General features: G+C 73.1%; 8 protein-coding genes. 6 read left to right on the top strand and 2 right to left on the bottom strand.

Annotated elements, in window-relative coordinates; genetic code table 11:
- Positions 1–110: 110 nt before the first annotated feature.
- Entirely contained in the window at positions 111–2,309 is a 2,199-nt protein-coding gene (locus ABZ896_RS02225) for a tetratricopeptide repeat protein (protein ID WP_360920502.1), read from the top strand.
- A 1,234-nt stretch (positions 2,310–3,543) separates the two neighbouring features.
- Here ABZ896_RS02225 and ABZ896_RS02220 read toward each other — a convergent pair.
- The gene (locus ABZ896_RS02220) at positions 3,544–4,791 is read right to left on the bottom strand and encodes a hypothetical protein (RefSeq protein ID WP_360920499.1); all 1,248 of its coding nucleotides are present in this window, start codon (positions 4,789–4,791) and stop codon (positions 3,544–3,546) included.
- Positions 4,792–5,018: 227 nt separating this feature from the next.
- On the opposite strand from ABZ896_RS02220, the gene ABZ896_RS02215 reads away from it, so the two are divergent.
- A complete protein-coding gene (locus ABZ896_RS02215; RefSeq protein WP_360920496.1) occupies positions 5,019–8,270 on the top strand; it encodes a tetratricopeptide repeat protein in 3,252 nt (1,083 codons plus the stop codon).
- 141 nt (positions 8,271–8,411) lie between these two features.
- Here ABZ896_RS02215 and ABZ896_RS02210 read toward each other — a convergent pair whose 3' ends face one another.
- Positions 8,412–9,074: a MerR family transcriptional regulator gene (locus ABZ896_RS02210; RefSeq protein WP_360920493.1), complete on the bottom strand. Its 663-nt coding sequence runs from the start codon at positions 9,072–9,074 to the stop codon at positions 8,412–8,414.
- 127 nt (positions 9,075–9,201) lie between these two features.
- On the opposite strand from ABZ896_RS02210, the gene ABZ896_RS02205 reads away from it, so the two are divergent.
- The 4 genes from ABZ896_RS02205 (at position 9,202) to ABZ896_RS02190 (ending at position 12,782) form a co-directional block, all read left to right on the top strand.
- On the top strand, positions 9,202–10,707 hold the full coding sequence (locus ABZ896_RS02205) for an NAD(P)/FAD-dependent oxidoreductase (protein ID WP_360920490.1): 1,506 nt from the start codon (positions 9,202–9,204) through the stop codon (positions 10,705–10,707).
- The gene (locus ABZ896_RS02200) at positions 10,704–11,621 is read left to right on the top strand and encodes an alpha/beta hydrolase (protein WP_360920487.1); all 918 of its coding nucleotides are present in this window, start codon (positions 10,704–10,706) and stop codon (positions 11,619–11,621) included. The genes ABZ896_RS02205 and ABZ896_RS02200 overlap by 4 nt, the downstream gene beginning before the upstream one ends.
- On the top strand, positions 11,618–12,502 hold the full coding sequence (locus ABZ896_RS02195; protein WP_360920485.1) for an SDR family oxidoreductase: 885 nt from the start codon (positions 11,618–11,620) through the stop codon (positions 12,500–12,502). The genes ABZ896_RS02200 and ABZ896_RS02195 overlap by 4 nt, the downstream gene beginning before the upstream one ends.
- 88 nt (positions 12,503–12,590) lie before the next feature.
- Positions 12,591–12,782 (top strand): hypothetical protein, encoded by a 192-nt coding sequence (locus ABZ896_RS02190; RefSeq protein WP_360920482.1) that lies wholly within the window; start codon positions 12,591–12,593, stop codon positions 12,780–12,782.
- Positions 12,783–12,790 lie beyond the last annotated feature (8 nt).

Raw genomic sequence — 12,790 nt, 5'->3', positions numbered from 1 at the left:
GAACGTCACATGACCCCGGCCCGGGGCGGGCGCCGTCCTCGGGTTCGAACGTGTGAGCGTGGACATACTCATCCCCAGGGCACGGTACTTACCGGTCGGAGGGGCGAGACGTGCGGGGGCAGGAGCGGGGCGGCCACAACGAGCTGAGCGGCGGCGTCGTGCACGGCCCCAGCGTGCAGGCGTCGGCGGTCTACGGGGGCGTGCACATCCGCTCCGGTGACGGGCCGCCGCGGGCCCGGCCCTGGCAGCTGCCTCCCGCGGTCGCGCTCACGGACCGTACGGCCGAGGTGGAGCGACTCGAGGACCTGCGGGCCAGATCCGCGGGCCGTGGGGACTCCGCGCTGGCCACGGTGAGCGGGCTGGGCGGGGTGGGCAAGACCGCGCTGGCCCTGGCCTGGCTGCACCGGCTGCGCCCCGACTTCCCCGGCGGGGGGCTCTACGCCGACCTCGGCGCCCAGTCACCGGCCGGCCCCGCCGACCCGGGTGAGGTGCTCGGCGGCTTCCTGCGCGGGCTCGGCGTGGAGCCGCAGCAGGTGCCGTACGGCATCGCGGAACGCGCCGCCCTCTACCGTTCGCTCACCGCGGAGCGCCGGATCGTGGTGCTGCTCGACGACGCGGCGACGGCCGCCCAGGTACGGCCGCTGCTGCCGGGCGGGCCGAACGTCACCCTGGTCACCAGCCGGCGGCGGATGTCGGGGCTGGTCCTCGAAGGCGGCCACCAGGTGCAACTGGAGCCGCTCGCCCCGGAGGACGCCGTAGAACTGCTGGCGGTCACCCTGGCCGACGACCGGGTGGCCGACCAGCCGGACGAGGCACGTGAACTGGTCGGACTCTGCGCCGGGTTACCGCTCGCGGTGCGGGTCGCGGGGGCCCGGCTCGCGGCCCGGCCGCGGCGGCCGATCACCACGATGGTGCGGGCCCTGGCGGCCGAGCGGGGACGGCTGGACGCGCTGGCGATCGAGGGGGACCACGGGGTGCGGGCGGCGCTGGACCTGTCGTACGAGGGGCTGCCGGCCGACGCGGCCCGGCTCTACCGGCTGCTCGGGCTGCACCCGGGGACGGAGTTCGGGACGGCGGCGGCGCGGGCGTTTCTCGGTGGGGCGGGTGGCATTGATGGGACGGGCGGGACGCCGGAGGAGTTGCTCGACATCCTCCATGACGCCAATCTGCTCGTCGAGGTCGGGGAGGACCGGTACCGGTTCCACGATCTCGTACGGCTGCACGCGGCCGCCAGGGCGGAGGAGGACGAGTCCGCCGGGGAGCGCGCGGCGGCGTTCCGGCGGTTCGCCGACCACTGTGTGGCCACCGCGACGCGCGCCGAGACGGCCATCGACCCCCGGCACCCTTTGAGGGAACGATCCTTCGGTACCGGGCCCGTGGTCACCGAGGACTTCGGCGAGGGGGCGCAGGCGGCGCTGGACTGGCTGGAGCGGGAGCTGCCCACGCTGATGGCGGTGGTGCGCCGGGCCGCGGCGGCGGGCGCTTTCGAGGTGGTCTGGCAACTCGCCGACGCGCTGGGTCCGTTCTTCATCCGGCGCAAGCACTACGACCACTGGTGCGCCGCCTACCGCCACGGGCTGGCCGCCGCGGAGGAACTGTCGGACACGGCCGTCCAGTGCCGGATGCTGACCTCCGGCGGGCTGGGGGAGCTGGGGCGGGGCGACCACGCGCGGGCGCTGGAGATGTTCGAGCGGGCAGCGCGGCTCTTCACCGCGGACGGGGACCGGCTGGGGCACGCCCGTACGCTCAACTTCCGCGGGCTCGCCGAGCAGCGGCTGGGGCGGCTCGACGCGGCGGCGGACCTGTTCGCCCGGGCCGCGGTCGAGCTGCCGTCGTGCGGGGACCGGCGGGGAGGCGGGCTTGCCCGGCTCAACGCGGCGGACGTCGAACTGGGCCGGGGGCGGCTGGAGCGGGCGGTCGAGGCCGCCACTGAGGCCCGCGCGACGCTGCTCGCGGTGGACGACTCGTACAACGCGGCGCGGGCCGTGATCCTGCTCGGCCGGGTCTGCCTGCGCGGGGGCCGGTTGGACGAGGCGGAGGACGTGCTCTCCGGCGCGCTGGAGGTGCTGCGGGAGGTCGCCGCGTCCTACGAGATGGCACGGGCCCTGGAGGCCCTGGGCGAGACCGCACAGCGCCAGGGCCGACGGGAAGCGGCCCTGGCGCGGTACCGGGAGGCGCTGGACCTCTATGTGACAGTGGGGCGTTCGGGGGCGGCGGGCGGGGTGCGGGAGCGGTTGCGGGGGTTGGAGGAGGGCGAGGGGGACGGGGGTACGGGGGCTGGCGGGGCGGGTGGAGCGGTGGGTGAGTGAGCCGGGGCTGACGGGGATGTGGGTGGGTGAGCCGGGGCTGTCGGGGACGTGGGCGGGTGGGCCACGCCCGGCGGGGATGTGGGTGGCCGAGGGGCCTCAGCCGGAGACGTGGGTGGGTGAGTCGGGGGTGTCGGGGATGCGGGCGGGTGGGCCACGCCCGGCGGGGATGTGGGTGGCCGAGCGGCCTCAGCCGGAGACGTGGGTGGGTGAGCCGGGGTTGTCGGGGATGTGGGTGGATGAGCCACGCCCGCCGGAGACGTGGGTGGCCGCGGGGCCTCAGTCGGAGGTGTGCGTGGGTGCGCCGGGGCTGCCGGAGGCATGAGCGGCTGAACTGCTTCCGCCGGAGGCACGGGTGGCTGGGCTGCCTCCAGAGGCGGCTTTTCCAGGGGCAGTTCCGCCTCCGCGCGCAGCAGGCTTTCCTGGGGCGGTCGCACCTCCACGTACGGCAGCCTCTCCAGAGGCAGTCCCGTCACCAGCCAGGCGTGAGCCACTGACGCCCAGGTCGGCCAGGAGCATCGGGTGGCGTGGTGGGCGGTGAGGGTCAGGTGTACGGCGTCGCCCGTGCCGAGGCGCAGCCAGCACACCTCGGCACCCCGGTGCACGGCCACCACCGCTGCCCCCGGATGGGCGGCGGCCAGCCGGTCGGCCACGGAAGCGTCCGAGCCGGGCGACACCAGTACGTCGGCGAGCAACGGCCAGGGCCGCGGCGCAGGCAGAACGACCCGCAGATGCCGGTCCACGACGGAACCGAGCACGAGGTCCTCCCGGCCGAGCCCGCCGGGGCACTCAGACACGAGGCGGCTCTCCGCGTGCCGCGCAACCCCGGCCCCGGTGTCGAGCGCCCCGGACCCACCGCCTGGGCACTCCGGCACAAGGCGGACGTCCGTGTGCCGCGCCACCTCGGCCCCAGGGGCGAGCGCGCCGCCCCCACAGCCGAGGCCGCCGGGGCACTCCCGCACGAGGCCGAGGTCCGAGCGCCACGGCGCCCCAGCCCCAAGGTCGAGCACCCCGGGCCCACCGCCGAGGCCGCCAGGCCACCCCAGCTCCGGACGGACCTCCGCGTGCCGAGCCGCACTCGTCCGGCACCCCGGCTCCAGACCGATCTCCACATGCTGAGCCGCACTCGTCGGACACTCCGGCTCCAGACTGATTTCCACATGCTGAGCCGCACTCGTCGGACACCCCGGCGGCAGACCGGCCTCCATATGCCAAACGCCCCTGTCCGGCCCCCCGTTCACGGTGCCCCCTGTCCGACTGTCACCGGCAGGACCGCCCGTTGGGTGAGGGGACGGCCGGCGGGGGCGCGTAGGTGGAGGCGGCGGTAGAGGAGGGCTCGCATCAGGGGGGCGAAGCGGCCCGGTTCCGAGCTGAGGCGGGACGCGATGTGGGCGTACTGGCCCGCGCGGTACGCCGCCGTACTGCGGCGGAGCTGGCGGCGGACATGGCTGCCGCGCCGGACCCGGGGGGCCAGCGCGCGGAGCCCGGCCATGGGGGAGCCCGAGTCCAGGTCCGTGTCGGGCGCGCCGGCCGTGAGGATGCGCGCCCCGGTCATCGTCGCGTACAGGCCCACGGAGCCGTGGTCGCCCACGACGTAGTCCGCGCCGACCACCGCCCCGGACCACTCCGCGTGCTGGCTGACCAGCCCGACCCCGGCACGGGCCAGGCCGGCGAAGGCGCTGCGGATGTGCCATTCGCTGTGCGCGTTCCAGACGTGCGAGTGCAGCATGACGACGATCCGGAACTCCTCGCGGGGCAGCTCCGCCGCGAGCCGCTCCAGCAGGTCCCAGTGGCGGCCCAGCAGGGAGTCGGGACCCCAGGTGGAGCAGACCAGCACCAGTTCCTGCCCGGGCCCGGTCCCCAGCGCCTCCCGGTACAGCGCCCGGAACGGCAGACTGGCCGCCACCCGGTCGTAGCAGGGGTCCCCGACCACCTCGGCCACCGGCAGCGCCTCCGGGCACTGCCGGCCGAGCCGTACCCGGTCCTCCTCGTGCGCCATGGCGATAGCGGCGGGCACGACCACCCCGTCGCGCACCAGCCACTGCCGGCCAAGACCGTAGACCTCGGGCGTGGCCGTGCCCCGTCCGCGCGGGCCGCCGGACACCGAGATCCGCTTGTTGTACGAGGCCCCGTGCGGGAGCACGATCACCGGGACGTTCAGCTCGTGCAGACCGCCGTGACTCGCGGCCAGCGCGAGGTCGAAGCGGGTGTGCACGGCCTGGCTCCAGGGCACCACCAGGGCCCGGATGCCGGCCAGGAAGGACTCCACGCCGTCGTTGAAGACGTCGTTGGCCATGGTGAAGACGACCTGCACCCTCGGGTCGCCCTCCAGTAATCGGACCGCCTCCAGCAGCCGCCTCGCGGAGGTCACCGTGTGGACCACCGCGAGGACCCGCCTGCGGATCCGGAAGGTGGCCCAGCGCTCCACGTCCAGGCGCAGCGGCACGGCGGGCCGCCGTTCGGCGTCGGGCATCAGCAGACTCATACGAACTCCCCCGTGGAATCCATGAGTTTCCATGAGTTGAGGACAGGATGGGTGGGGCCGGGAGTGGCCTCCGGGGTGGTTCTGCCCGCGGGGGTGGACGGTGGCCTTGCAGAAACCTCGCAGCGAGGGGGAGAAGAAGCTTGCGGGACGCGTGTGCGCCCCTCGCGCGTCCGTGCGCCCTGTTCCGCTCCCTGCGGCCGCTTCGCCGTACTGCGGCACCGTAAAAAGTGAACAGGTGTCCGTACGCTCCGCGGAACCGCCTGGGGGAAGTGGTGGACCTACTCGCGCTGGGGCCTCTCGAACTGTGGCACCAGGGGCGGTCATATCCGCTCGGATCGGTCAAAGAGCGCTGTGTGCTGGGCGTGCTGCTGCACGCCCACGGGGACCCGGTCTCCGTGGACACGCTGGTCGAACGGGTCTGGGACGGCGAGGATCCGCCGCCGACCGTCGTCGACACCCTGCGCACCTACCTCTCCCGGCTGCGCACCCGTCTCGACCGCGCGGTCGGCACCCTGGCGCAGGTCGAGCGCACCTCACCGCGCCGGTACCGGCTGCGGGTGGCGGACCCGGACGACGTGGACCTCGTACGGTTCCAGCGGCTGCGCGCCGAGGCGCGGACGGCGGCCGGGCGCGGGGAGCGGGAGTACGCCGTGGGGCTGCTGCACACCGCGGCCGCGCTGTGGCGCGGGGAGCCGTTCGCGGAGTTCACCGGCGACTGGGCGGCCTCGGCGCGGGCCCGGCTCGCGGAGGACCACCGGCGGGTCCGCGAGGAGCGCATCCGCCTCGAACTCGAACTCGGCCGCCACGCCGACCTGTTGGGCGAGCTCCACGAGCTGGTCTCCCTGAACCCGCTCGCCCAGCAGGCCGTGGCCGCGCTGATGCTGGCCCTGCACCGCTCCGGCCGCGACGACGAGGCCCTCGCCCTCTACGGCACCACCCGGCGCCGGCTGCGCGACGGCCTCGGCATCGACCCCGGCGCCGAACTCCAGAAGCTCCACGTCCGCATCCTCGGCCAGGACCCGGCCCTGCGGGACACCCCGACGACCGCGAGCCCGCCCGCCGTACCGCTCGACGCCCCGATACGCCCTCAGGTCGCCGACGGCGGGAGCGGCAGCAGCCTCCCGCGTGACACCCGGGACTTCACCGGCCGGGCGAGCGAGCTGGGCTTCCTGCTGGCCGAGCCGTCCCCGGAGGAACCCGGCACCGCGCTGCCGCTGACCGTCGTGCACGGTATGCCCGGAGTCGGAAAGAGCGCGCTGATCGTCCATGCGGCACATCTTTTGCGCCCTCTCTACCCACAAGGGCAGTTCTACGTCGATCTGCGCGCCTACAGCGATCAGCCGCCGTACGAGCCCGCCGACGCCCTGGCCTTCCTGCTGCACGCCGTCGGCGTCCCCGACCCGCTGCCCGCCACGCTCGACGAGCGGACCGCGCGCTGGCGGGAGTGGACCGCGCACCGCCGGGTCCTGCTGGTCCTCGACAATGCGCGGGACGTGGAACAGGTACGGCCGCTGCTGCCCGGATCGCCGGGCTGCCGGGCGATCGTGGCCAGCCGCAACGCGCTCACCGAACTCGACGGCGCCGGCTTCCTGCCCCTGGACGTGCTGTCCGTGTCCGAGGCGGCCGCGCTGTTCACCCGGATCGCGGGCGCGGCCAGGGTGTCGGACTCGGCCCTGCTGTCCCGGGTGGTGGACATGTGCGGCTGCCATCCGCTGACGGTCCAGCTGCTGGCCGGGCGGTTCCGGCACCGGGCCACCTGGGACCTGGAGTACGTGGCCGACCGGCTGGCCGGGGCCGACGACCGGCTGGACGAGTTCGACGCACGGGTCGCCGCCGCCCTGCACCTCTCCTACGTCGACCTCGGCCCGGTGGCCCGTCGGCTGTTCCGCCGCCTCGCGCTGCACCCCGGCCCCGACATCACCCTGGAGGCGGCGACCGCGCTGACCGGGAACCGTGACCCGGGCGCCGTACGGCGGGCGGCGGACGCGCTCCTGGACCGGCACCTGCTGGACGAGCCCGTCCGGGACCGGTACCGGCTGCACGACCTCGCCCGCGCGTTCGGTGCCCGGCTGGGCCGGCGTGAGGACCCCGAACCGGCCCGCCGCGAGGCCCTGCGGCGGCTGACGGCGTACTACCTCACCACCGCCGACCGGGCGGACCGGCTCGCCCACCCGCGGCGCCGAAGACGGGACGTCCCGGCGGAGCTGCGCTCGACGTACGCCCTCGACTTCGCCACGGCGCACGACAGCGGGGCCGCCGCCGACCGGGCCGCCGTCTGGCTCACCGTGGAGCGGGGCAACCTGCTGGCCGTGGCGCGTACGGCGGCGGACGCGCTGCCGGACTTCGCCGCGCTGTTCCCGCACGTGCTCGCCGACTCCCTGAAGCGGTGGGGCATGCACGACATCACGGCGTACCTCCACGAGGCGGCCCTGAGGGAGCTGCGCGCGGGCGGTGACCGGGCCGCGCTCGCCCAGATCCTGGTGGAGCGGGCGAGCGTCCTGGCGAGGGAGAACCACACCGCGGCGCTCGCCGCCGCGTCCGAGGCGCTGGCCCTGTCCGAGGACCTCGACGACGACCGGGGCCGCGCGGACGCCCTGCTGGAGATCGGCCGCGCGCACCTGGGGGCGGGCCGGGGCGAGTCCTGCCTGCGCGAACTGGACCGCGCCCTGACCCTCTACCGCCGAACCGACGACCGGCACGGGGAGGCCACGGCCCTCAACGTCCAGGGCACGGCCCTGGTCCACCGCGCGGAGTACGAACAGGCAATGCACCGCTTCACCGCGGTCCTGAACATCAACAGGGAGTTGGGGGACGTGTCCGGCGAGGCGACCGCCTGGAACAACACCGGTGACGTCCTCTTGGCCACGCAGCGCTACGCGGAGGCGCGCCACCACTACGAGAGGGCTCTGGAACTCATACGCGCCGTCGGCGGGCGCAAGGAGACGTCGATCGTGCAGATGAACCTGGGCGCCGTCCTGAACGCGACCGGCCGGCCCGACCAGGCACTGCCCTACTTCCGCCGGGCCCTGGAGGGGCATCGGGCGAGCGGGGACGCCATCGGTGAGATCAACACGCTGATCTGCCTGGGCGAGACGTGTGCGGCGGCGGGGCGGCCGGAGGACGCGCTCGGCCATTTCCGCGCGGCGGAGGAAGTCTCTCGGAGAATCGATAATTCATACGAGAGGCAGAGGGCGCTTCTGGGAGTCGCGGACACGCAGTATCGGGTGGGGCGGTGGAACGAGGCGTTGGAGACTTATCGGAGTGCGCTGGAGATAGCGAGAAAGTACAGCTACTCCCTCTGTTCCGCGCACGCCCTCGCGGGGATTTCCCGGACCTGTCTCTCGCTGCGGAACATCCCGTCCGCCCGCACCCATGCGGAACACGCGTTGGCCCTCTACCAGCGGCTCGGGGTGGTCGCCGAGGCGGAGGAGCTACGGCAGCTCCTGGCTACCAGATGCACTCCGCATGCGCTGCGGTAATGCCTATGAGGTAAAAGAGCGTGGTGCAGACGGCGACCTTCATCAGGGCATGCTTGGGCACTGTACTCCCAGAGTGGACAGGTGTTCGCGATTAGCCCGCCGGTTCGAACCGGCGTTTGCGAACTCACTCTAGCGGTGTGATCACTGTGATTTCTGCTTACTGGTGAGTCGCCCCAACTTCCTGTCCAGCGCCAGCGAAAGCTCCGCTTCTACGACACTCCGTGCCAGGGGTCGTAGTCGATGGAGGTCGTTCTCCGTTGCGTGGCGGAGGATCAGTTCCGTGAACATCTCCGCGAGCGCGTCGACGTGTTCGCGGACCCGCTTGCCCGCCGTCAGGACCTCCGCGAGGGGGATGCCCTCGCGGACCAGGGCGGAGGAGACGTCCAGGAGGCGGCGGCTGATGTGGACGATGTCGTCGCCGTCGGTGCCGAGGTAGCCGAGGTCCAGGGCCGTCGCGAGGTTCTCCGCGGTGACCTGGCCCTCGAAGCGCGCGGCGAGTTCCTCGGGGGTGAGGCGGACCGGCTCCTCCTCCGTGGGGAGCGGTACGCCCAGGACGTCGGCCACATCGCGCCCGTGGTCCAGCGCCTCCGCCAGCTCCGCGATCCCGGTGAGGGTGTGCCCCCGGTCCAGAAGCGCCGCGATCGTGCGCAGCCGGGCCAGGTGGTGGTCGTCGTACCAGGCGATACGGCCCTCGCGGCGCGGCGGCGGGATCAGCTTGCGCTCGCGGTAGAAGCGCAGGGTGCGCACGGTGATCCCGGCCAGCCGGGCCAGCTCCTCCATCCGGTACTCACGCTTCTCCGTCACGCCCGCACCCTATGTCGTACCGCCGGTAACTTGCCTGCCCCCGACCCCTACCCATCGGTACGGAGCTGCTCTACGCTCCCATTGCGCCAGTGTTCACTGGCGGAGTCGCACTGGGAAGGGCATCGGCATGGCCGAACACGAGCATGTGCGGGTGGCGGTGATCGGATCCGGGTTCGGCGGGCTGGGGGCCGCCGTACGGCTGCGGCGCGAAGGCGTCACCGACTTCGTCGTGCTGGAACGGGCCGACAGCGTGGGCGGCACCTGGCGGGACAACAGCTATCCCGGGTGCGCCTGTGACGTGCCCTCCCATCTGTATTCGTTCTCCTTCGCGCCCAATCCCGACTGGCCCCGCACCTTCTCAGGCCAGGAGCACATCCGCGCCTACCTGGAGCACGTCACCGACGTCTTCCGGATCCGCCCGCACATCCGGTTCAACGCCGAGGTCAAGCGGATGACCTGGGACGCCGAGAAGCTGCGGTGGGACATCGAGACCGCGTCCGGCTCGCTCTCCGCCGACCTCGTCGTCTCCGCCACCGGGCCGCTCTCCGACCCCAAGATCCCCGACATCCCGGGCCTTGACTCCTTCCCCGGCAAGGTCTTCCACTCGGCCCGCTGGGACCACGACTACGACCTCACCGGCAAGCGGGTCGCCATGGTCGGGACGGGAGCGTCCGCGATCCAGATCGTGCCGGCGATCCAGCCCCTCGCCGAGCGCGTCACCCTCTTCCAGCGCACCGCGCCCTGGGTCATGCCCCGCGTCGACCGTCCGATCACCGGCGCCGAGCGCTGGCTGCACCGGCAGCTCCCCTTCACCTCCCAGGCCCGACGCGGACTGCTGTGGGGCATCCGGGAGTTGCAGGTCCAGGCGTTCACCAAGCACCCCAACGAACTAGGTGCCGTCGAGCAGTTGGCCAAGCGCAACATGGCGCACTCCATCAAGGACCCGGCCCTGCGCGCCAAGTTGACCCCCGACTACCGCATCGGCTGCAAGCGGATCCTGCTGAGCAGCGCCTACTACCCGGCGCTCGCACAGCCCAACGTCGACGTCGTCGCCAGCGGGCTCCAGGAGGTCAGCGGACCGAAGGTCGTCGCCGCCGACGGCACCGCGGCCGAGGTCGACGCGATCGTCTTCGGTACGGGATTCCACGTCACCGACATGCCGATCGCCGACCGGGTCGTCGGCGCGGACGGCAGGACCCTCGCCGAGGCCTGGCAGGGCGGGATGGAGGCGCTGCGCGGCGCCTCCGCGGCCGGGTTCCCCAACTGGATGACGATCATCGGGCCCAACACCGGCCTCGGGAACTCCTCGATGATCCTGATGATCGAGTCCCAGCTGAACTACATGGCCGACTTCGTACGGCAGCTCGACGTCCTCGGTGGCCGGGCCGCCCTCGACGCCCGCCCCGCCGCCGTCGCCGCCTGGAACCGGCGCGTGCAGGAACGCATGAAGCGCACGGTGTGGGACACCGGCGGCTGCACCAGCTGGTACCAGGACGCGAGCGGCCGCAACACCACCATCTGGCCCGGTACGACCACGGAGTTCCGGCGCGCGACCCGCCGCGTGGACCTCGCCGAGTACGAGGTGCTGCGGGTGCCCGCGCGGACGGAGCGGACGGAGGTGGAAGCCGCGTGAGCCGACTGACGCACGTCTCCTCCGGACCGTACGCACCCCCCGCCGCGGCCCGCGAACTCACCGTCGCCTCCGCCGACGGCGCCCGGCTGCACGTCGAGGTGCACGGCCCCGAGGACGCCCCCGCCGTCGTCCTCGCCCACGGTTGGACCTGCTCAACCGCCTTCTGGGCGGCGCAGATCCGCGACCTGGCCGTCGACCACAAGGTCATCGCCTACGACCAGCGCGGCCACGGACGCAGCCCCGCGAGCCCGGCCTGCACCACGGACGGGCTCGCCGACGACCTCGAAGCCGTACTGGAGGCGACCCTCGCCAAGGGGGAGAAGGCCGTGATCGCCGGGCACTCCATGGGCGGAATGACGGTGATGGCCTCCGCCGAACGCGCCGTCTTCCGCGAGCGGGCCGCGGCCGTCCTGCTGTGCAGCACCGGTTCCTCGCGGCTGGTCGCCGAGTCGACCGTCGTACCGATGCGACCGGGACGGCTGCGCACCCGGCTCACCCAGCACATCCTCGGCTCGCGGGCCCCGCTCGGGCCGGTCACGCCGGTCGCCCTGAAGATCCTCAAGTACGGGACGATGGGCCCCGGTTCGGCGCCGCACATGGTCGAGGCGTGCGCCCGTATCGTCCACGCGTGCCCGCGCCGGGTGCGCTACGCCTGGTCGCAGGTGCTCGATCTGCTCGATCTCGACCACGGCGTACGGCAGTTGGCGGCGCCGACCGCGATCGTCACCGGCACCGCGGACCGGCTCACCCCGCCGGTGCACGCACACCGGCTGGCCGCAGCGCTGCCGAACTGCCTCGGCGTCACCGAACTGCCCGGACTCGGCCACATGACGCCCGTCGAGGCGCCCGAGGCGGTCACCGCGAAGATCCGGGAACTCGTCACCACCTACGTCCAGGTCAAGGAGGGCGCATGAGCAGGGTCGGTCTCGAAGGACAGGTCGCGGTCGTCACCGGAGCGGCGCGGGGCGTGGGCGAACTGCTCGCCCGCAAGCTGTCGGCGCGCGGCGCCAAGGTGGCGCTGGTCGGGCTGGAGCCGGACGCGCTCAAGCAGCTCTCCGAGCGGCTGCACGGCGACAGCGACCACTGGTACGCCGACGTCACCGACCACGCGGCGATGGCTCGGGTGGCCGCGGAGGTCAAGGAGCGGTTCGGGAAGGTCGACATCGTGGTCGCCAACGCCGGTGTCGCGACCGGGGGGCCGTTCGTGGACTCCGACCCGGAGGCGTGGGCGCGGGTGATAGAGGTCAACCTCATAGGGTCGGCGGTCACCGCCCGGGCGTTCCTTCCGGTGCTGACGGAGAGCCGGGGCTATCTGCTCCAGATCGCCTCCCTCGCCGCGATCACCCCGGCGCCGATGATGACCGCGTACTGCGCGTCCAAGGCCGGCGTGGAGGCGTACGCGCACAGCCTGCGGGCCGAGGTCGGGTACCGGGAGGTGCGGGTCGGGGTCGGGTACCTGTCGTGGACCGACACGGACATGGTGCGCGGGGCCGACCAGGACGACGTCATGCGGGAGCTGCGGCAGCGGCTGCCGTGGCCGGCCAACAAGACGTACCCGCTGGGGCCCGCCGTCGAGCGGATCGTGGCCGGGATCGAGCGGCGGTCCAGCCATGTGTACGGGCAGTGGTGGCTGCGCGGGATGCAAGGGGTGCGCGGGTATCTGCCGGGGATCATCGGGACGGTCGGGCAGCGCGAGATGCGGCGGTTCGGGGACCGGTTGGCGGGCATGCGGGTGGGGCTCGTCGGTGCAGGTGGGGCGGCCGACGAGGAGGCTCGGGCTACGCAGCGTAACTGATCGAAATGCGTGCTTCGTTCCCGCGTGTTTGTCTGGTCGTGGCCCCGGACCGGGGCTCTTCCCCTCACCCCCACGGGAGTGAACCCACATGGGTATGAAGGACCAGTTCCAGGACAAGTCCGAGCAGTTCCGCCAGCAGGCCAAGGAGAAGGCCGAGCAGGCGCGCGAGCGCGGACAGCAGGAGCGCGGCCAGCAGGAGCGCGGGCAGCGGCGGGACGAGGAGACCGAGCGGCTCCAGCGCGAGGAGCAGGATCGGATGGACCAGGACTACGACATGTAGTTGCTCGG

The organism is Streptomyces sp. NPDC047072 (assembly GCF_040643855.1).
In the GTDB taxonomy this organism is placed as follows: Bacteria; Actinomycetota; Actinomycetes; order Streptomycetales; family Streptomycetaceae; genus Streptomyces.
The sequence above is the reverse complement of the archived record's forward strand: the minus strand, read 5'-3'. Positions and strand labels throughout refer to the sequence as shown.